This window comes from Pseudomonas sp. 20P_3.2_Bac5, from assembly GCF_025466035.1.
Lineage (GTDB): Bacteria > Pseudomonadota > Gammaproteobacteria > Pseudomonadales > Pseudomonadaceae > Aquipseudomonas.
This window is the reverse complement of sequence record NZ_JANLOA010000114.1, coordinates 70,501-91,416: the sequence shown is the minus strand read 5'-3', so window position 1 is coordinate 91,416 and position 20,916 is coordinate 70,501. Positions and strand designations below refer to the sequence as shown.

The window sequence follows — 20,916 nt, the reverse complement described above, 5'->3', positions numbered from 1 at the left end:
TCGGACACAAAAAAGCCCCGGCCAGTGACCCGGCCGGGGCTCTTTCAACGCTGGGGGATTACAGGCCGGCGGCGGCGCGCAGGGCGTCAACGCGGTCAGTCAGTTCCCAGGTGAAGGTGGTGAAGGTGTCGTCGCCGACAGTCTTCTGCTGCGGGGTACGGCCGAAGTGACCGTAGGCAGCGGTTTCCTGATACATCGGGTGCAGCAGGTCGAGCATGGTGGTGATTGCGTACGGACGCAGGTCGAAGCACTCGCGCACCAGGTTGATGATCTTGTCGTCGGAGATCTTGCCGGTGCCGAAGGTGTTCAGCGAGATCGAGGTCGGCTGGGCCACGCCGATGGCGTAGGAGACCTGGATTTCGCAACGCTCGGCCAGGCCGGCGGCCACGATGTTCTTGGCGACATAACGACCGGCGTACGCGGCGGAACGGTCAACCTTGGATGGATCCTTGCCGGAGAACGCGCCGCCGCCGTGACGGGCCATGCCGCCGTAGCTGTCGACGATGATCTTGCGGCCGGTCAGGCCGCAGTCGCCTACCGGGCCACCGATGATGAACTGGCCGGTCGGGTTGATGTGGAACTGGGTGTCCTTGTGCAGCAGTTCGGCAGGCAGGGTTTGCTTGACGATCAGCTCCATCACGGCTTCTTTCAGGTCTTTCTGCGAAACCTCGGGGTTGTGCTGGGTGGACAGCACGACCGCGTCGATACCGACAACCTTGCCGCCTTCATAGCGGCAGGTGACCTGGGATTTGGCATCCGGACGCAGCCACGGCAGCAGGCCGGACTTGCGCGCTTCGGCCTGGCGCTCGACCAGACGGTGCGAGAAGCAGATCGGTGCTGGCATCAGCACGTCGGTTTCGTTGCTGGCGTAGCCGAACATCAGGCCCTGGTCGCCGGCGCCCTGGTCTTCCGGCCTGCTGCGGTCAACGCCCTGGGCGATGTCCACGGACTGCTTGCCGATGATGTTCATGACGGCGCAGGTCGCGCCATCGAAGCCGACGTCGGAGCTGTTGTAGCCGATGTCGACGATGACTTTACGCACGATGTCTTCGAGGTCGACCCAGGCCGAAGTGGTCACTTCGCCAGCGATGATCGCCACGCCGGTTTTCACCAGGGTTTCGCACGCTACGCGGGCGAATTTGTCTTGCGCGATGATGGCGTCCAGCACCGCGTCCGAAATCTGGTCGGCGATTTTGTCCGGATGCCCTTCAGATACGGACTCGGAGGTGAAAAGGGAGTATTCGCTCATCTCGACGGGTTCCTAAATTTACCGGTGGTGAGTGTTGCCAGTCGGCCGCTGAAAATGGCGGACCTGGATCTGGAAACCATTACGTAAGCCCACATAGAGGCTGTCTCCGGGAGCCAGTCCCGCAGCGCACGCCCAACGAAGCAGGTCGTCCTGTTCAAAGCCCAGCCAGAGATCGCCGCAGGCTTCGCGGGCCCAACTCTGGTCGTGGCTGCATAACTCTGTAACCAACAGGCTGCCGCCTGGTTTGACGCGTTCGGCCAGTTGTTCCAGGGCCGCGGCCGGATCGCTGAAGTGGTGCAGGACCATGTTCAGCACGACGCAATCGGCCTGGACCTCGGTGGTATTGAGGGCATCGGCCAGTTGCAGGTTTACGTTAGCCAGGCGTTCGCGCTGGCAGACCTGGCGGGCCAGGTCGAGCATGGTCGGGCTGTTGTCCAGTGCGGTGACCTGGGCGAAGCGCCGGGCCAACTCGGGAAGAAACTCGCCGTCGCCGGGGCCGACTTCCAGGGCGCTCGCGCCGGGCTCGAAGCTGAGCTTGTCGAGCAGCGTCAGCAGGCTTTCGCGGTACTGCGCCAGGCCTGCGATCAGGTCTTGCTGGGCGCGGAATTTCTCTTCTACGCGCAGGAAAAAGTCCTGGCTGGTGGCCGCGCGCCGTTGCTGGACCTGGCCGATACGCGCCTGCATGTCTTCCGCCAGCGGCAGCCCGTCGACTTCTTCGAGCAGGGCGGCGTGCAGCTTGCCGCCCAGGCTCAGGCCGTCGGGCAGGGCGCGGCGATAGAAGATCGCGTTGCCTTCGCGGCGGGTCGCCACCAGTTCGGCCTGGGCCAGCACCTTGAGGTGGTGGCTCATGCCGGACTGGCCAATGGCGAAGATCTGCGCCAGTTCCAGCACGCCGAACGAATCGCTGGCCAGCACGCGCAACACGTTCAGGCGCAGCGGGTCGCCGCCCGACTTGCACAGGGCAGCCAGGCGGTCGCTTTGCCGAGAATCCGGAACGGGTACGCGAATATTCATGGGGCGGCAGTCTAGTCAGGCCAAACCCGCGTCGCAAGACCAATATCAAAAAGTTTTGATATTGGTCGATGGGCGGAGCTAAAACTGTCGGCGGGGCAGGCTTTTTCGGCTGTTTCGTTGGTCCGGCCACGGAATCACCGCGCAAACGCAGGAAAATCGTTCCAGTTCGACCATCCGTCATTGCCCCCGGGCATGCGCCTGGGCGAAAATGGCCGCCTTTTTTCCGTTCGTTCTTTATTCAAGCCCCAGGAGACAAGCGATGCCCAGCCGTCGTGAGCGTGCCAACGCCATTCGTGCCCTCAGCATGGATGCCGTGCAAAAAGCCAACAGCGGCCATCCCGGTGCCCCCATGGGCATGGCGGATATCGCCGAGGTTCTTTGGCGTGACTTTTTGAAGCACAACCCGAGCAACCCGAATTTCGCTGACCGTGACCGCTTCGTGCTGTCCAACGGTCACGGCTCGATGCTGATCTATTCGCTGCTGCACCTGACCGGCTACGACCTGTCCATCGATGACTTGAAGAGCTTCCGCCAACTGCACAGCCGCACCCCGGGCCACCCGGAGTTCGGCTACACCCCTGGCGTCGAGACCACCACCGGTCCGTTGGGCCAGGGCCTGGCCAACGCCGTGGGCTTCGCCCTCGCCGAGAAAGTGCTGGGCGCCCAGTTCAACCGTGCTGGCCATAACGTCGTCGATCACAACACCTATGTGTTCCTCGGCGATGGCTGCATGATGGAAGGCATTTCCCACGAAGTCGCTTCCCTGGCCGGCACTTTGGGCCTGGGCAAGCTGGTTGCCTTCTACGATGACAACGGCATCTCCATCGACGGTGAAGTCGAAGGCTGGTTCACCGACGACACGCCGAAGCGTTTCGAGTCCTACAACTGGCAGGTAATCCGCAACGTCAACGGCCACGATGCCGACGAAATCAAAACCGCCATCGAGACCGCCCGCAAGAGCGAGCAGCCGACCCTGATCTGCTGCAAGACCATCATCGGTTTCGGTTCGCCGAACAAGCAGGGCAAGGAAGATTGCCACGGTGCCCCACTGGGCAACGACGAAATCGCCCTGGCCCGCAAGGAACTGAACTGGAACTACGGTCCGTTCGAAGTGCCTGCCGAGATTTATGCCGAGTGGAACGCCAAGGAAGCCGGTGCCGCCGCCGAAGCCGAGTGGAACAAGCGCTTCGACGCTTACGCCGCCGCCTTCCCTGAGCTGGCCAGCGAACTGAAGCGTCGTCTGAACGGCGACCTGCCGGCCGACTTCGCAGAGAAATCCGCCGCCTACATCGCCGAAGTTGCCGCCAAAGGCGAGACCATCGCCAGCCGCAAGGCCAGTCAGAACACCCTGAACGCTTTCGGCCCGCTGCTGCCGGAACTGCTCGGCGGCTCGGCCGACCTGGCCGGCTCCAACCTGACCCTGTGGAAAGGTTGCAAGGGCGTCAGCCATGAAGATGCCAACGGCAACTACATGTACTACGGCGTGCGCGAATTCGGCATGACCGCAATCATGAACGGCGTCGCCCTGCACGGCGGCCTGGTGCCTTACGGCGCGACCTTCCTGATGTTCATGGAATACGCCCGTAACGCGGTGCGCATGTCCGCCCTGATGAAGCAGCGCGTGATCCACGTCTACACCCACGACTCCATCGGTCTGGGCGAAGACGGCCCGACTCACCAGCCGATCGAGCAACTGAGCAGCCTGCGCAGCACGCCTAACCTGGACACCTGGCGTCCGGCTGACGCCGTCGAATCGGCGGTGTCCTGGAAGCACGCCCTGGAGCGCAAGGACGGCCCTTCGGCGCTGATCTTCTCGCGCCAGAACCTGCAGCACCAGGACCGCGATGCCCAGCAGATCGCCGATATCGCCCGTGGCGGTTACGTGCTCAAGGACTGCGCCGGCGAGCCTGAGCTGATCCTGATCGCCACCGGTTCCGAAGTGGGCCTGGCCGTTCAGGCGTACGACAAGCTGACCGAACAGGGCCGCAAGGTCCGCGTCGTGTCGATGCCGAGCACCAGCGTGTTCGACGCCCAGGACGCTGGCTACAAGCAGTCGGTACTGCCGCTGGAAGTCGGTGCGCGCATCGCCATCGAAGCTGCCCACGCGGACTTCTGGTACAAGTACGTCGGCCTGGAAGGTCGCATCATCGGCATGACCACTTACGGTGAATCGGCTCCGGCCAGCGCACTGTTCGAAGAGTTCGGCTTCACCCTGGAAAACATCCTGGGTACTGCCGAAGAGCTGCTGGAAGACTGATGTAAGGATCTGCGGATCGATGACAAGCCCGCCCCCGCATTTGCAGGGGCGGGCTTGTCACCGAATGCGACAACGCAAAAAACCGCCGATTGCCGATAACGATCTGTTCCGTGAGCCCCCAATGTCTCAACCGCGTCCCTATAAAGTTGCACTCAACGGTTACGGCCGTATCGGTCGTTGCGTCCTGCGCGCACTCGTCGAACGGGGCGCGAAGGCGGGCTTCGAGATCGTTGCGCTGAATGACCTGGCCGACCAGGCCAGCCTGGAATACCTGACACGCTTCGACTCCACCCACGGGCGTTTCCCCGGCGAGGTGAAGGTCGACGGCGACTGTCTGCATATCAATGGCGACTGCGTGAAAGTACTGCGCAGTGCCACACCCGAGGGCATCGACTGGGCGGCGCTGGACGTCGACCTGGTACTGGAATGCTCCGGGGCCTACAACACCCGCGCCGATGGCCAGCGCTTCCTTGATGCGGGCGCACCGCGGGTGCTGTTTTCCCAGCCGATGGCCAGCGAGCAGGACGTCGATGCCACCGTGGTCTACGGCATCAACCAGGACTGCCTGACCGGCGACGAACTGCTGGTGTCCAACGCCTCCTGCACCACCAACTGCGGCGTGCCGCTGCTGCGGGTGCTGGATCAGGCGTTCGGCATCGACTACGTGTCGATCACCACCATCCACTCGGCGATGAACGACCAGCCGGTCATCGACGCCTATCACCACGAAGACCTGCGCCGCACCCGTTCGGCGTTCCAGTCAGTGATTCCGGTGTCCACCGGCCTGGCCCGGGGTATCGAGCGACTGCTCCCGGAACTTGTCGGGAGAATCCAGGCCAAAGCCGTGCGTGTACCGACGGTGAACGTGTCGTGCCTGGACATCACCCTGCAGACCACCCGCGACACCACGGCCGCCGAGGTCAACCAGGTGCTGCGGGACGCGGCCCTGAGCGGACCGCTGCAGGGGCTGCTGGCGTATACCGAGCTGCCCCACGCCAGTTGTGATTTCAACCATGACCCGCATTCGGCCATCGTCGATGCCAGCCAGACCCGTGTTTCCGGCCCTCGCCTGGTGAACCTGCTGGCCTGGTTCGACAACGAATGGGGGTTCGCCAACCGCATGCTCGACGTCGCCGATCATTTTCTGCGCGTCGTGGACCACACCACCCGCACCACTCGCAAACAGCCCTGAAGGACTGCATTCATGACCGTTTTGAAGATGACCGACCTCGATCTGCAAGGTAAGCGCGTACTGATCCGCGAAGACCTCAACGTCCCTGTGAAGGACGGTGTGGTTGCCAGCGATGCGCGCATCCTTGCTTCGCTGCCGACCATCAAGCTGGCCCTGGAGAAGGGCGCGGCGGTGATGGTCTGCTCGCACCTGGGTCGTCCGACCGAAGGCGAGTTCTCGGCCGAGAACAGCCTCAAGCCGGTTGCCGACTACCTGAGCAAGGCCCTGGGCCGCGACGTGCCGCTGGTCGCCGACTACCTGGACGGTGTCGAGGTGAAGGCCGGTGACATCGTGCTGTTCGAGAACGTGCGCTTCAACAAGGGCGAGAAAAAGAACGCCGACGAGTTGGCGCAGAAGTACGCCGCGCTGTGCGACGTGTTCGTCATGGATGCCTTCGGCACCGCTCACCGCGCTGAAGGTTCGACCCATGGTGTGGCCAAGTTCGCCAAGGTCGCCGCTGCTGGCCCGCTGCTGGCCGCCGAGCTGGACGCTTTGGGCAAGGCCCTGAAAGCGCCGGCCAAGCCGATGGCCGCCATCGTTGCCGGCTCCAAGGTGTCCACCAAGCTGGACGTGCTGAACAGCCTGAGCCAGATCTGCGACCTGCTGATCGTCGGTGGCGGCATCGCCAACACCTTCCTCGCCGCGGCCGGTCACAAGGTCGGCAAATCGCTGTACGAGCCTGATCTGGTCGAGACCGCCAAGGCCATCGCCGCCAAGGTCAATGTGCCGCTGCCAGTCGACGTGGTGGTTGCCAAGGCCTTCGCCGAAGACGCCGAAGCCACCGTCAAATCGGTTGCCGACGTTGCTGACGACGACATGATCCTGGACATCGGTCCGAAAACCGCCGAGCAATTCGCCGAGCTGCTGAAATCGTCGAAAACCGTGCTGTGGAACGGTCCGGTCGGCGTGTTCGAGTTCGACCAGTTCGGCAACGGCACCAAGACCCTGGCCAAAGCGATCGCGCAAAGCAGCGCCTTCTCCATCGCCGGTGGTGGCGACACCCTGGCGGCCATCGACAAATATGGCGTCGCGGCTGATATCTCCTACATTTCTACCGGTGGCGGTGCGTTCCTCGAATTCGTCGAGGGCAAGGTCCTGCCGGCGGTCGAGGTTCTGGAACAGCGGGCCAAGGCCTGAGTCGCCCGGTGCCTGGCAAAGGGAGCGAACGGATGATCAAGCGCTTGTCCTTGATGGTCATGAGCGTCGTGCTGAGCGCCTGCTCCAGCACGCCCGACTCCGCTCCCGATCGGCCCGCCGCGGAAAAGGGCGGCTGCTACCAGTCCGAATGGCAGGCGGAAACCGTGCCGGTCATCAATAAACGGCTCGGTCCGGATGGCCTGGAAAAATACGACGACGAACATCAGCGCCGGGCCAAGGGATGCCCTTGATCGGCTCGCGACAACCTGTCGCCGGGTTTGTGGTCTGCTGGAGGAAGTGGATGAAAGGTGTTCTGGCCTTGACGGCCCTGGCAACACTCGCAGGATGCGCCAGCTTCACGCCCGCACCGGCGGCGGCCCCGGCCGACAACTGGACCCGCTGGGTCTGCGACAGCAAGGCCGAAGTGCTCTGGCGTGCGGCAGGCGCCGGCAATCAGGAGATGGACGTACGCCTTGGCGGCGGCGATCAGGTCTACCGGCTCAAACCCGAGCCGTCCGGATCCGGCGCGCTGTACAGCGATGGCGTGCTGGCCTTGCACACCAAGGGCGATGAGGGCCTGGTGTACTGGGTTGCGACCAACGATTTGATAGGGCGGGGCTGCAAGGCACCGTGACTGGCCGGGCCGGCTGATACTGGCCCACACAACTTGAACAGCAACCGCCGCTGCGGCAGGTTTGCACGAAAAACGACGCTTGTCGGGAGAGAGATACACAATGGCACTCATTAGCATGCGCCAGATGCTGGACCACGCCGCCGAGTTCGGTTACGGCGTTCCAGCTTTCAACGTCAACAACCTGGAACAGATGCGCGCCATCATGGAAGCCGCTGACAAGACCGACTCTCCGGTGATTGTCCAGGCCTCGGCCGGTGCCCGCAAATACGCCGGCGCGCCGTTCCTGCGCCACCTGATCCTGGCGGCGATCGAAGAATTCCCGCACATCCCGGTGTGCATGCACCAGGACCACGGCACCAGCCCTGACGTCTGCCAGCGCTCGATCCAACTGGGCTTCAGCTCGGTGATGATGGACGGCTCGCTGAAAGCCGACGGCAAGACCCCGTCCGACTACGAATACAACGTCCGCGTCACCCAGCAGACCGTGGCATTCGCCCACGCCTGCGGCGTTTCCGTGGAAGGTGAGCTGGGTTGCCTGGGCAGCCTGGAAACCGGTCAGGCCGGTGAAGAAGATGGCGTCGGCGCCGAAGGCATCCTGGATCACAGCCAGATGCTGACCGATCCGGAAGAAGCCGCTGACTTCGTCAAGAAAACCCAGGTCGATGCCCTGGCCATCGCCATCGGCACCAGCCACGGCGCCTACAAGTTCACCAAGCCGCCTACCGGCGACATCCTGGCGATCGACCGCATCAAGGAAATCCACAAGCGCATCCCTAACACTCACCTGGTGATGCACGGTTCGTCCTCGGTTCCACAGGACTGGCTGGCGATCATCAACGAGTTCGGTGGTGACATCAAAGAAACCTACGGCGTGCCGGTCGAAGAAATCGTCGAAGGCATCAAGTACGGCGTGCGCAAGGTAAACATCGACACCGACCTGCGTCTGGCCTCCACCGGCGCGATCCGTCGCTTCCTGGCGCAGAACCCGGCCGAGTTCGACCCGCGCAAATACTTCGCCAAGACTGTCGAAGCCATGCGCGACATCTGCATCGATCGCTACGAAGCCTTCGGCACCGCGGGCAACGCCTCGAAGATCAAGCCGATCTCCCTGGACGACATGTTCCTGCGTTACGCCAAAGGCGAGCTGGCCGCGAAGGTCAACTGATACGCGCGTAAAGCAAAAAAACCCGCAGCGATGCGGGTTTTTTTATGCCTGTTGATCACTCAGGAAGACCGTTAGTCGGCGAACTATCGTTAAAACACCTGTTGGCCAGTTGCCAGCTTTAGATTTGGAAAACTCGGGTCTAGAGTCACATTCGCAGATTTCATCCGAAAGATGACGTAGTTGCCAGAGAGAAGCAGCATGGAATGCGCTCAAATTCCGACCCAAGAAGTCGGCTCGGTTCTACTGGTCGTTGATGACTATCCGGAAAACCTGACCAGCATGCGTGCCTTGCTTGCACGTCAGGATTGGCAAGTCTTGACTGCCAGCTCGGGGATCGAAGCCCTGAGTACCTTGCTTGAACATGAAGTCGACCTGGTTCTGCTGGATGTGCAGATGCCGGGCATGGACGGTTTTGAAGTGGCCCGCCTGATGCGCGGAAGCCAGCGCACCCGGCTGACACCAATCATTTTCCTGACCGCCAACGAACAAACCCAGGCCGCGGTGCTCAAGGGCTACGCCAGCGGCGCCGTGGATTACCTGTTCAAACCCTTCGACCCGCAAATTCTCAAGCCCAAGGTGCAGGCCCTGCTCGACCAGCAGCGCAACCGTCGCGCCTTGCAACGGCTGACCCGCGACCTGGAAGCGGCCCGCGCCTTCAATGCCTCGGTGCTGGAGAACGCTGCCGAAGGCATCCTGGTGGTGGCCGAAGACGGCACCATTCGTTTCGCCAATCCGGCCATTTCACGCTTGCTGCTCGCGTCGGTCGACCAGTTGCAGGGCGCCGGCCTGCTGGACTTCGTGTTGTCGCCGACGGCGGCGCAATGGCGCGAGTCGGCGTTTTATCAGGCGTACCTGGAACGGGATATCTTCCGCCTGCATGACGCCGTGCTGCGCACCAGCAATGGCCAGGCGCTGCCGGTGGCGCTGTCCTGCGCCGCCTTGCCCGGCGAACAGCGCGCGATGGTGGTGACGGTGCTGGACATGTCGGTGGTGCGCAGCCTGCACCAGCAACTGGAGCATCAGGCGGTCACCGATCCGCTTACCGGCCTGCTCAATCGCCGTGGTTTCTATCAAGCTGCGGAAAGTGCGCTGGTGCGCAGCGAACATTCGGACAAGCACCATGCCTTGATGTACCTGGACCTCGACGGCTTCAAGCGGGTCAACGATTCCCTCGGGCACGAAATCGGCGACCAGGTGTTGCACTGGGTCGCTGAGCAACTGAAGGATTGCCTGGGTGGCCACGGCATCCTGGCGCGGATGGGCGGCGATGAGTTCACGGCCTTGCTCGACGACCTCGACTACCCCGAACAGGCGGCACGTTTAGCCGAGAAGTGCATCGAGCGCATGTCGATCCGCCAGCAGATCGACGGCCTGGAAGTGGTGCTCGGGGTCAGTATCGGTATTGCCATCTACCCCGACTGCGGTGCCAACCTCGACGGGCTGTTGCGCGCTGCCGATACGGCGATGTACGCGGCCAAGCAGGCCGGGCGCCAGCAGTATCGTTATTACGACGAGGACCTCAACGGCCGCGCCCGTTCGCGGCTGATGCTCGAAGACAGTGTTCGCGCGGCGGTGGATAACCAGGATTTCACCCTGGTGTTCCAGCCGCAGGTGGCGTTCTCCGACGGTCGCCTGCGCGGCTTCGAGGCGCTGTTGCGCTGGCGGCATCCGAGCGTCGGCGATGTGCCGCCGGGGCTGTTCCTGCCGTTGCTGGAAGAAGCGCGGTTGATCAACCGCCTGGCCAGTTGGATCTACTGCCAGGGCGCCGAACAGCGGCGGGCCTGGTGCGGGCATTTTGCCGACGACCTGACCCTCGGCATCAGCCTCAGCCGGGTGCAGTTCGGCATGCCCAACCTGATCGAAGAGCTGTCGCAGGTGATCGCCGATGCCGGCCTGGCACCGAGCCAACTGGAAGTGGAAATCGCCGAAACATCGCTGACCGACAACCTGGACACGGCGTTGCGCCAGTTGCGCAAGTTGCGCGAGTTGGGCGTGCGCGTGGCGCTGGACGACTTTGGCGCCGGCGACTGCTCGCTGCGCCTGTTGCGCGATCTGCCGATCGATACCCTCAAGCTTGACCGCCACCTGGTGGCGCGCCTGCCCGATTCCGCCGCCGACGCGGCGCTGGTGCGTTGCGTCATCGAACTCTGCGAGCAGTACTGCATCAGCGTGATCGCCGAAGGCGTGGAGACCCCGGCGCAGGCGCAATGGTTGCGCGAGCACGGCTGCGAGTACGTTCAGGGCTTCCTCGTGGCGCGGCCGATTACCGCGGCGGAAGCCGGTCGCTTCCCGGCCTTTTTTGACTGGCAAGGGCAGTAGTTGGGTACACTGCGGCCTTTCCCCTTTCACCCGCAGCAGCCATGAACACCCTCAAGTACCTGCAAGCCTACCCGCCCGCCCTGCAAGATCAGGTGCGTCAGTTGATTGCCCGTGGCCAGTTGGGCGACTACCTGCAAAAGCGCTATCCGGCCCGGCATGACGTGCAGAGTGACAAGGCGCTGTACAGCTACGCGCAGAACCTCAAGCAGGAACACCTGCGCAACGCGCCAAACCTCGACAAAGTGCTGTTCGACAACCGCCTCGACCTGACCCACCGTGCGCTCGGCCTGCACACGGCGGTTTCGCGGGTGCAGGGTGGCAAGCTCAAGGCGAAGAAAGAGATCCGCATCGCTTCGCTGTTCAAGGAGGCAGCGCCGGAGTTCCTGCGCATGATCGTGGTGCACGAACTGGCGCACTTCAAGGAGGCCGAGCACAACAAGGCTTTCTACAAACTCTGTGAATACATGCAGCCGGGCTACCATCAACTGGAGTTCGACCTGCGCGTTTACCTGACCTGGCGCGAGTTGCCGGGCGATCAGTGAGTCAAAGGACCCTTTGCATGGACGTAAGCAAGACCAAGAGCAGTTTCTACCGTCGCCTGTACGTTGCCTGGCTGATCGACAGCCAGACCGCCAGCAGCGTCCCGGCGCTGATGGCCGCCACCGGCATGCCCCGCCGCACCGCGCAGGACACCATCGCTGCGCTGGCTGATCTGGATATCGTTTGTGAGTTCGAGCAGGAAGCGGGGGCGCGCAACCATGCCGGGCATTACCGGATTCATGATTGGGGGGCGATTGATAAGGGGTGGATCATTCAGAATCTGAGGTCGATTCGCGAGGTTCTGGGGTATCCCTGATTGACCTGCTTTCTGGCTCGCCGCAGATCCCTGTAGCGGGCTTTTCAGCAACAGCGCGCTCAAGAATTCGAGTGCTGACTATTTCCCTCGATGAACCCGCGGTCAGTTGGTTTTCTGAAATCCAGGTGATTTCACTGCCTTTTCTAGGATTTTTCCTATATCCCGGTCACTGATCGCGCATGCAGGATTCTGCGGAATTTCTTCCATGGAATCCTCCAGGGTCAGGGGCCAGCAAGCGCATGGTCCGGCACCCCGGTGGTTACCTTTCTCATGCGGCCTTGCGCTGAATCTGGTGCGGGGTGCGCAGTTGCAGGGAGCACTGCATGCCCGTCCAATCCTGTTTGTGCTTCATCTCCACTGATGCATCCGGACTCGTCGAGTCCAGCTCCGCGGTTGACCTGCCTCACGCGGAGGAATACTCATGAAGTCCGATAGCCGTTTCGATTTCGGCCTCAGCCTCGACATTGCCTGCAACGAAGCCAATCCGCTGGACCCTGGAATCTGCCGAGTCTGCCAGCGCAGTGGCCTGCCGATCTTGCCCCTGCGCGCCGCCTATGCTCCGGAACCCTGGCATACCCAGGCGCTGCCGCTGAATCGCGGCTCAGAGGTCAAGGCCGTGCGCATGCGTCTGGAGCAGCCGCGTATTCTGCGCCAGGGCTTCCTCTACGTGATGCTCGACGGCAGGGAGTGGCAGGCCTACAAGCTCACACCCGAAGGCATGTTGCGACAGTTCCCGCCGTACCAGATTCCCCGCGAAGAGCCTCGGCCCCTGCCCGAGTCCTGCATCACCGCGGACCATGATATTCCGGGGGCCTTCCTCAATATCGACACCAACAAGTACTCCACTGCCTGGCTCGCCATCGCCAACGATCCCTGGCCCGAGAGCGTGCTGAATGGCTACCTGCGCGGCGGCGTGGTCGATGGGATGGCGCTGGAGGACCGCTTCTACAAACTCGACCTTGAGAGCGCCCGCAATGACCCCGCCAGCGTCGGGATCGCCATGACCGAAGCTGACCTGCAAATGCATCAGGTGCTCGAATACGCCCAGCCCATGGCGGGCGATTTCCACAGCGTGCACGGCTTCTACCCGCGCAATCACCGACTGCGCGCCCTGGCAGGCCATGTCCGCGCGATGACTCAGGAGCACAAGCTGCCGAATGGTGTGCTGGCCCTGGTCCTGCCCGACCCTGTTGGCATGGTGCAGGAACTCAACGCCCAGCGCCTGGCCCGCTACCAGTCCATGCAGAAATGGCGTGCCGAGCCGCAGCGGAGCTTCGAGTTTTTAACCTCCCAAGCGCTGCTTGGTATTCGTAAGGTGCAAGTCCAAAGGGCGGAAAAACGAGCGATCAAGGATGCCGAGGAGGCCGTCGAGCAGCGCGGCAAGTGGAACGATAGCGTTCTCGGCGTTAGGAGCACATTGCCGACCCTCGACCTTGAGACCGAGAAGACGCGCAGGACCGCCGCAGAACAGGCCGATGCCCTCGAACGGCTAGGGGACCGCTACGACGAAAAAGCCCGCCAGGACTTCGAGGATCGCTACAACAAGACACTGGCGGCCTGGCAAAGAATCATCGACGACGTCGCTGAGCCGTATGCCAGTCACTACCATGGCGCGGCCTTCCAACTGGCGGCCCTCAACGACTACAGCGTCACCTCCACTGAGTCGGTGAAGGCTTATATCCTCATGACACGGACATGCCTGGCAGGCGGGCCGACTGATCTTCGCGCAGACGGCGAGCTTGGTCCCTCCGGACGTCTCTGGAAGAAAGAGCTGGAGAACCGCAACAGCCTTTACTACCAAGCCTTGGTGGCCAAGGACAAAAGCCTGCACGAGCAACTGGCCGATGAGCTGCTCGCCGACGAGCGGACCCGCGTCTACCACGGCATCAAGACCTTAATCACCACCGACCAGGGCCAACAGCTCATGGTCGAACCCGTGCAGACCGCGATCGGCGAGTTGCTCGCGGCTGGCGCCACGGCCAGCTACGCCCTCGTTAACCAGCTATCGAAGCACGCCAAGGCGCTGGTGGGGCATCTGCACAGGGAAGCCATGCTGCGCTTCTCCGGTGTGCACATCACCCAGATCACCATTTCCCTCAAGGTGGGCGAGTACCTCACGCTGCTCAACGAGGTGCTGTACGAAGGAACCGAGCGCGTCATCGCTCAACTCGACCAGCAATTCCGAAAACCCGCCGAGCGCAAGGTGCGCGCGATGCTGCTGGGCAAGAGCTTTACCCCGGCCCTGGCCAGCAGTCATGCGGTGCTTATCGAGGTCAAGGTCTGGACGCTGGAGAGTGCCGAAGCCTTGCAGGCCCGCCTGGACAAGTTGCGGGTCGGTCTTGGCGATGGCGTCGGCGATGCCCTGCGCAATGTCAGCATTGGCACGACTGCCCTCAAGGGCAGCATGGATGACCTTGCACGGCACATGAGCCTCAATGCCGAAGTCGCCCTCCTGCTGGCGCGGGATTCGATGCGCAGCATGCGCAACGCCGGAAAAGCCGCCGTGCCCGGGGGAGTCGGTATGGGGCTGGCGTTGGGAAGCCTGTGGTTTCAGCAGGATGCCCTGCGCAGAAGCTATGAAAACATGCTCAATACAGTGGGCGATGGCGATGCCGAGGCGGCGGCCGCAGTCATGTCGGCATCGGTCGGGGTGATGGGCGCGGGCGTGGAAACTGTCGGGATGGCTGTTCAGATTTTGCGGCCCGGTCTGACCACCGAGGTGGTTCGGGCGACGGGAGAAGTGCAGAAGATCGGGTTGGGGGTTCGGATCGTGCAGTTCGGCGGGGCGATTGTGGCGTTGGCGAGTGCGGTGGAGGGGGTGCAGTTTGCGTTGGCGGCGGTTCGGGCGGCGAAAGCGGGTGACGGGACGGCGGGTGTTGTTTATGTAGGGGCTGCCACCATGGCGGCAGGTTCAGCGGTGGCAGGGGTTTGGGGCGCCATGGCAGTAGCACTCGCTCCACTCTTGATTTCCGTGCTGCTAGGCCTAGTCACTTATGGCTTGTACGTCTGGGCGAAAAGGCTAGAGTCAGAACCCTTGGAAATGTGGGCTCGCCATTCCCTCTGGGGGATCCCGGAAAAACACCGCCGCTGGACGACCTCAAAGGACATGGACACGGCGATTGGTGCCTTGAATGCAGTATTGCTGGGCTTGACCGCAGACGCTGCGATGACAGTGAAGGTCGCGCGCAGTGGCGGACTTCCTATCGGTGATGCAGTTCCTGCTGAACTCTTTCTGGACTACAAGATCGCTCTGCCACGATACGGACTCGACGTATCGCGCTACGAGTGGGCGTTGCAGGTCTATCGGCCAGGCCAAAGCTCGGGTGAGACCATCGCGAGCGGCCGTACCGGTGGTACTAATGAACCGTTGTCGTCCCCGTCTTCATGGAAGCGACCGGGCTACCACCCTGAAACGACGGCTCCCGTCATTCGGCACGATCCCGTGTCAGGAACGCTTCTAATCAGGGGGGACATCAGCTTTTTTGGGACTTTCGAAGTTCACGCCATTGAGCTAAAGGTGTCCTACTGGCCCGACAAGAATGATGAAGCGGGTGTAGCCCTGCTGATTGTGAAGGAAGACAAGATTGGCGAATGGCAGGGGTGGGGCTCCGAATGAAAAGACCTCAACTCGTTCCGCCTTGTCCCGGCTGGAAAGAGGACTTGCCAGGTCCCAACGAGCCGCCAGTAGTAATCCCGGCGCTTGGGTTCGATACGCCCAACCATCAGGATGATGTCTTTCTGGAACTGCCGCGTGCATCAGCACTGATCAGAGGCTTGATTATCTGGTTTGCACCGGTAATGAGCACGTTACTGATCGCATCGTCATGGCTTGTTTTATCTGTTGAGCAAACACTGAAGTTCGAGATTTGGCTGGTATTTATCTCAACCATGCTTGTTGGAATTTGGTCTCTCTGGTTCTGTGTGAAAATCGACATAGCACCTCCCCGAGACTTACCCCTTCGCTTCAACCGCGCCCGCCAGCGCCTCTATGCCTACAACTTCAAGCACCGCTGGTGGAACCCTTTTGAACGCTGGCAGGTAGTACCCGTAGCCTACGACTGGTCCCAAGTCCGCGCCGAACGCTGGAGCAGACGTCACGCCACTGCCCAAGGCGGGATCATCTTCCAGTGCGGTGTCGAACTCTCCATTGTCAAGCCAGGCACCAACCAAGTCATCGACCGCTTCCGCCTGACCGCCATGGGCGCCGACGCGCACGCCTGGGCCTACGTTTGCACCTACATGCAGCAAGGCCCCGACGCACTGCCGCCACCCGGCCCGCCGTGGGACCACAACGATGTGCTGTGGTGCAACGTCGCGATGCTTCTGGCGCCCAAGGTTGAATGGCCCGCTGATATGGACCTGGAATCGAGGACGGCGCTATGAGCACTGCCCTGAGCGATATATCGGTGGATTTAGGGGTTCTCGGTATTCAAACCATCAAGTTTGCAGATGAAGCGGATGTAGCCCGGCTGATCGTGAAGGAAGACAAGATTGGCGAATGGAAGGGGGCTCCGTATGAAAAGGCCTAACCTCATACCCCCATGTCCCGGCTGGAAAGAGGACTTGCCCGGTCCCGACGAGCCGCCAGTAGTAGTTCCGGCGCTTGGGTTCGATACTCCCAACCATCAGGATGAAGTCTTTCTGGAACTGCCGCGTGCGTCGGCCCTTATCAGGGGGGTGATGATTTGGTTTGCACCGGTTATGACCACCTACTTAGTCACGCTGTTGTGGGATTTCTTTTCAATAAAGCAGGCAGTGAGCGCTGAACTGTGGGGGACATTCATCGCCGGTATCCTTGTTGGGGTTTGGTCACTCATTTTTTGCGTGAAAGTCGATGTATCACCTCCCCGCGATCTCCCCCTTCGCTTCAACCGCGCCCGCCAACGCCTCTACGCCTACAACTTCAAGTGCCGCTGGTGGAACCCTTTCGAACGCTGGGAGGTAGTACCGGTAGCCTACGACTGGTCGCAAGTACGCGCCGAACGCTGGAGCAGACGTCACGCAACCGCCCAAGGCGGGATCATCTTCCAATGCGGTGTCGAACTCTCCATCGTCAAACCCGGCACCAACCAAGTCATCGACCGCTTCCGCCTGACCGCCATGGGTGCTGACGCGCATGCCTGGGCCTACGTTTGCACCTACATGCAGCAAGGCCCCGACGCACTGCCGCCACCCGGCCCGCCGTGGGACCACAACGATGTGCTGTGGTGCAACGTCGCGATGCTTCTCGCGCCCAAGGTCGAATGGCCCGCCGATATGGACCTGGAATCGAGGACGGCGCCATGAGCGCCGCCATAACTTCCACTTCCCTACGTTTGCGGTTATTCGCAAGAGCGTAATCGCGGGTGAATACCCACCGATTGAGTGCCTCAGGCCCGCCGCATCCCGATATGCGGAATGCCGTCCTCCAGGTATTCCTCGCCCGCCACCTCGAAGCCATGCTTGCGGTAATAGCCCTGCAGATGCGCCTGGGCCGAGAGGTATACCGGCACGTCCGGCCAGTTCTCTTCGGCATGCTTGAGGCCCTGCACCATCAGTTCGTGGCCCAGCCCCTGGCCGCGGCCCACCTCGGCGATGAGCACCCGGCCGATCACCACGTCGCCACCCTGGGATGTCGGATCGAGCAAGCGCAGATAAGCCACCAGCTGATTGTCCTGCCAGGCCATCAAGTGGCAGGTGTCGCCGCTCAGGTCCTGGCCATCGAGGTCCTGGTAGGCGCATTTCTGCTCGACCACGAACACTTCGTTGCGCAACTGCATCACGGCGTAGAGCTGTTCTTTGCCAAGGTCGGCGTGATGTTTGCAAATCCACTCGATGGGCATGACGGTTCTCTCTGGTTGGATGCGCCGATGATAACCAGCCTCGACGGCGCTGACATTTTTTGTCGTAAGCCAAAGTGTCCGCAAAACCGGCAGGAATAGAGGCACATAGCTATCATTTGCTGCTGCCACCCGGACGGTCGTTTGTGTAATCTGGCCGTCGCAACCTGGATTTGTTGGCACTGAAACGCTCAAGCGGTCAAACCACAACGCGGAAGCTCCGCTATAGGATTTGAGCATGCGACCCTTGCTCCGAGTCTTGTGTTTGCTTGGAATGTTGTCAGTTACCCCGGCGCATGCCGAAAAACTCCGTCTGGTTGCCGATGCCTGGCCACCTTTCACCGATGCCAGCATGGCGCAGGGCGGTCTAGCCACCGCTTTGGTCAAGACGGCGCTCGAACGCGCGGGTTTTGCCAGTGACTTCGAGCAGGTGCCCTGGGCGCGGGCGTTGATGGGCATTGGCGATGGTCGCTACGACGTGCTGGTCAATGCCTGGTACAACGAATCCCGCACCCGCATCGGGCAATTCTCCGACGGCTACCTGAACAACCGGATCCGCCTGCTCAAGCGCAAGGCCGACGCCATCCAGTTCGAACGCCTGTCCGACATTTATCCCCATTCGATCGCGGTGGTCCGCGATTACGCCTATTCCGCCGAGTTCGATGCCGACCGGCGCTTGCAGAAAGTCCCGGTGCGCAGCTTTCCGGTGGCGATCGGCATGCTCGCCGCAGGCAGGGTCAGCCTGGCCGTGGAGGACGAGTACGTCGCCAACTGGTTTCTAATGCGCGCGCGCGACACGGTGCGCGATCAGTTGGAGTTTTTCGGCGATCCGGTCAGCGAGAACAGCCTGCACATCCTGGTCAGCCTGAAAAACCCCCAGCACCAGCAGATCGTCAGCGGCTTCGACCGGGCGATAAGCGCGATGAAAGCCGACGGCAGTTACGCACGGATCCTCAAGGAGCACGCCTTCACTCAGGCGTCCCCTTGATCAGGTGCGCGGCGAGGGTGCGCAGCGGGCCGAGGTGACGGGCGATCAGCGCCAGTTGGGTCTGCACGGTCCGCAGGTTCTCGTCCATTTCCTCGGGCATCTGCTCCAGCTCGGTGGCCAGGGCTTCCTCGCTGTCGCTGTGGATTGCCACCGGGGTCTTGCTGGTCAGGCCGCTGGCGATTTCGTCGAGGCTCTCGGCCAGTTTCGCTCCGGCGCTATCGAGCAACTGTTCGCGGGCTTCGGCGGGCAGCGTGCTGTCGCGGTGCGCGCCGAGGGCCGAGAGGTAGCTCAGCAAGGTGTGGGACAGCACCAGGAAGCGGAAGCCGACGTCCGCTTCCTTACGGAAATGCCCGGGCTCCATGAGCATGTTGGCCAGGGTGGTAGACAGTGCCGCGTCGGCGTTGTGGGCGTTGCGTCGGGCCAGGCGGTAGGCGAGGTCGTCGCGCTTGCCTTCGGCGTACTGGCGCATGATCTGGCGCAGGTAAGTGCTGTTACAGGTCAGGGTGTTGGCCAGCACTTTGTTCAACCGCCGACCCTGCCAGTCCGGCAGGAACAGGAACACCGCGAGAATGGCGATCAGGCTGCCCACCAGGGTATCGAACAGGCGCGGCAGGAACAGGCCGTAGCCGTCGCCGATCTGGTTGAAACAGAACAGCACCATCAGGGTGATCGCCGCAGTGGCGAGGGTGTAGCGGGTGGTGCGGTTGACGAAGAACACCACCCCGGCGGCCACCGCGAACAGCGACTGGATGACGGCGTTGGGGAACAGGTCGAACAGCGCCCAGCCGACCGTCAGGCCGATGGCGGTGCCGATGATCCGCTGCACCAGTTTGCGCCGTGTGGCGCCATAGTTGGGCTGGCAGACGAACAGCGTGGTGAGGATGATCCAGTAACCCTGGGTCGGGTGGATCAGGTGCACCATGCCGTAGCCGATCGACAGCGCCAGCGGCAGGCGCAGTGCGTGGCGGAAGATCAGCGAGGTTGGCGTCAGTTGCTGGCGCAGGCGGTTCCACACGTCCGCCAGGTTGCGCGGCGAGCGGTCGAGCAGGCTCGGGTCACTGTTGTCGGCCAGGCTGTCCGGGTTGCTGGCGTCGCTGAGCAGGCGGTCGAGGGTTGCCAGGTTGGCCGCCAGCGCCCGCAACGAACGCAGCAGGCCGCGCCAGGCCGGGTTGCTCTGGATGCGCAGGTGTTCCAGCGAGGCGTGCAGGTCTTCAAGGGCCTCGGCGAAACCGATGTCGTAGACGAACGGCTGGCGCAACTGGATCGACGCCGACAGCCGCTCGCAGGCCTTGCCTTGCTGGCGCAGCAGGCGCTGGCAGCGGAACAGCACGTCACTGTGGAAGAACGCCTCGGTCAGCGCGTTGTACGGGTAGTGCGAGGAACTGGCGCGTTCGTGGATGTCCTGGGCGAGGAAATACAGTTTCAGGTAGCGGCTGACCTTCGAGCTGGGCCGGCCATTGCCGACGCGGTGCAGGATGATTTCCTTGGCGCTGTTCAGCGCCGCCACCACTTTGCCGTTCTGTTGCGCCAGTTCCAGGCGCCGGGCTTCGACGTCGAGGCCGCGGATCGGCTCGAACAGGGTGGCCTTCAGCTTGAGGTAGATGCCCAGTTCACGGAACAACCGCGCCAGGCTCTGTTGCACCGGCTGGTTGGAGAACAGCGCCTGCCAAAGCACCGAGAGCAGCCCGTACCAGCCCGCGCCGGCCACCAGCAGCAGCGGCTCATGCCAGAAATCGGCGACCTCGCCACCGCGCTGGTCCACGCCGATCATCGTGTAGACCGAGAGAATCAGCGTGGCCTGGGCGATCGCCCCATAGCGTTCGCCGAGGGCGCCGAGCATGGTCAGGCCGAACGCCGCCAAGGCCATGGCGCAGACGAATAGCCACGGATAGGGGAACAGCAATTCCACCGCCAGCGCGGCGATGGTGAAGCACACCAGGGTGACGGCCAGGGCGTTGAGACGGCCCTGCCAACTGTCGTCGGTCTCGGCCAGGGCGCTGGCGATAATGCCGAGGAACAGCGGGATCAGCAGGTTCATCTGATCCTGATACCAGCACAGCGCCATGCTGCCGGTGAGGGCGATCAATACCCGGATGCTGTAGCTGAATTTGTCCAGGGCCCACAGACGACGCAACGAATGGCTGAACGAAGACGATGACATGATGAACGGCGGGCCTGCTGGGCGAGATCGGAAGTGAGCGGGTCACCGCGACGCAAAGCCGTCGCGGTGATCACGTACCAGCAAAA

18 protein-coding genes are annotated in these 20,916 nt (G+C 62.3%); 14 read left to right on the top strand and 4 right to left on the bottom strand.

What is annotated here, in order from left to right; all coding sequences use genetic code 11:
• Nucleotides 1–58: 58 nt before the first annotated feature.
• Nucleotides 59–1,249 carry a methionine adenosyltransferase gene (gene metK, locus NTD88_RS21405; RefSeq protein WP_095155881.1) on the bottom strand — a complete coding sequence of 397 codons (1,191 nt, stop codon included), beginning with the start codon at nt 1,247–1,249 and terminating at the stop codon, nt 59–61.
• Between the two features lie 18 nt (nt 1,250–1,267).
• Entirely contained in the window at nt 1,268–2,263 is a 996-nt protein-coding gene (locus NTD88_RS21400) for an ArsR/SmtB family transcription factor (protein ID WP_095155882.1), read from the bottom strand.
• Between the two features lie 259 nt (nt 2,264–2,522).
• Between NTD88_RS21400 and tkt the strand changes: the two genes are divergently transcribed.
• The 13 genes from tkt (at nt 2,523) to NTD88_RS21335 (ending at nt 17,148) form a co-directional block, all read left to right on the top strand.
• Entirely contained in the window at nt 2,523–4,520 is a 1,998-nt protein-coding gene (gene tkt, locus NTD88_RS21395) for a transketolase (protein ID WP_110973376.1), read from the top strand.
• A gap of 121 nt (nt 4,521–4,641) precedes the next feature.
• Nucleotides 4,642–5,712 (top strand): erythrose-4-phosphate dehydrogenase, encoded by a 1,071-nt coding sequence (gene epd, locus NTD88_RS21390; RefSeq protein ID WP_095155884.1) that lies wholly within the window; start codon nt 4,642–4,644, stop codon nt 5,710–5,712.
• A 12-nt stretch (nt 5,713–5,724) separates the two neighbouring features.
• Entirely contained in the window at nt 5,725–6,888 is a 1,164-nt protein-coding gene (locus NTD88_RS21385; protein ID WP_095155885.1) for a phosphoglycerate kinase, read from the top strand.
• 32 nt (nt 6,889–6,920) lie between these two features.
• Nucleotides 6,921–7,139, top strand: coding sequence for a hypothetical protein (locus NTD88_RS21380; protein ID WP_262153474.1), 219 nt, complete (start codon nt 6,921–6,923; stop codon nt 7,137–7,139).
• A 50-nt stretch (nt 7,140–7,189) separates the two neighbouring features.
• Nucleotides 7,190–7,522 carry an MliC family protein gene (locus NTD88_RS21375; RefSeq protein WP_095155887.1) on the top strand — a complete coding sequence of 111 codons (333 nt, stop codon included), beginning with the start codon at nt 7,190–7,192 and terminating at the stop codon, nt 7,520–7,522.
• Between the two features lie 100 nt (nt 7,523–7,622).
• Nucleotides 7,623–8,687, top strand: a complete 1,065-nt coding sequence (gene fba, locus NTD88_RS21370; RefSeq protein WP_095155888.1) for a class II fructose-bisphosphate aldolase — start codon at nt 7,623–7,625, stop codon at nt 8,685–8,687.
• Between the two features lie 198 nt (nt 8,688–8,885).
• The gene (locus tag NTD88_RS21365) at nt 8,886–11,006 is read left to right on the top strand and encodes a putative bifunctional diguanylate cyclase/phosphodiesterase (protein ID WP_262153475.1); all 2,121 of its coding nucleotides are present in this window, start codon (nt 8,886–8,888) and stop codon (nt 11,004–11,006) included.
• A 41-nt stretch (nt 11,007–11,047) separates the two neighbouring features.
• On the top strand, nt 11,048–11,548 hold the full coding sequence (locus NTD88_RS21360; RefSeq protein ID WP_095155890.1) for a YgjP-like metallopeptidase domain-containing protein: 501 nt from the start codon (nt 11,048–11,050) through the stop codon (nt 11,546–11,548).
• A gap of 17 nt (nt 11,549–11,565) precedes the next feature.
• Nucleotides 11,566–11,862, top strand: a complete 297-nt coding sequence (locus tag NTD88_RS21355; protein WP_095155891.1) for a helix-turn-helix domain-containing protein — start codon at nt 11,566–11,568, stop codon at nt 11,860–11,862.
• A gap of 421 nt (nt 11,863–12,283) precedes the next feature.
• Entirely contained in the window at nt 12,284–15,478 is a 3,195-nt protein-coding gene (locus NTD88_RS21350) for a T6SS effector BTH_I2691 family protein (protein WP_262153476.1), read from the top strand.
• Nucleotides 15,475–16,245, top strand: coding sequence for a DUF6708 domain-containing protein (locus tag NTD88_RS21345; RefSeq protein WP_262153477.1), 771 nt, complete (start codon nt 15,475–15,477; stop codon nt 16,243–16,245). Before NTD88_RS21350 ends, NTD88_RS21345 begins: the two co-directional genes overlap by 4 nt.
• A complete protein-coding gene (locus NTD88_RS21340) occupies nt 16,242–16,391 on the top strand; it encodes a hypothetical protein (RefSeq protein WP_262153478.1) in 150 nt (49 codons plus the stop codon). The genes NTD88_RS21345 and NTD88_RS21340 overlap by 4 nt, the downstream gene beginning before the upstream one ends.
• Nucleotides 16,392–16,425: 34 nt before the next feature.
• A complete protein-coding gene (locus NTD88_RS21335) occupies nt 16,426–17,148 on the top strand; it encodes a DUF6708 domain-containing protein (protein ID WP_262153479.1) in 723 nt (240 codons plus the stop codon).
• An 83-nt stretch (nt 17,149–17,231) separates the two neighbouring features.
• On the opposite strand, the gene NTD88_RS21330 is transcribed toward NTD88_RS21335, so the two are convergent.
• On the bottom strand, nt 17,232–17,684 hold the full coding sequence (locus NTD88_RS21330) for a GNAT family N-acetyltransferase (protein WP_095155892.1): 453 nt from the start codon (nt 17,682–17,684) through the stop codon (nt 17,232–17,234).
• A gap of 235 nt (nt 17,685–17,919) precedes the next feature.
• On the opposite strand from NTD88_RS21330, the gene NTD88_RS21325 reads away from it, so the two are divergent.
• Nucleotides 17,920–18,669, top strand: a complete 750-nt coding sequence (locus NTD88_RS21325) for a substrate-binding periplasmic protein (RefSeq protein WP_262153480.1) — start codon at nt 17,920–17,922, stop codon at nt 18,667–18,669.
• Here NTD88_RS21325 and yccS read toward each other — a convergent pair.
• Nucleotides 18,650–20,830, bottom strand: coding sequence for a YccS family putative transporter (gene yccS / locus NTD88_RS21320; protein WP_262129875.1), 2,181 nt, complete (start codon nt 20,828–20,830; stop codon nt 18,650–18,652). The genes NTD88_RS21325 and yccS overlap by 20 nt on opposite strands.
• Nucleotides 20,831–20,916 lie beyond the last annotated feature (86 nt).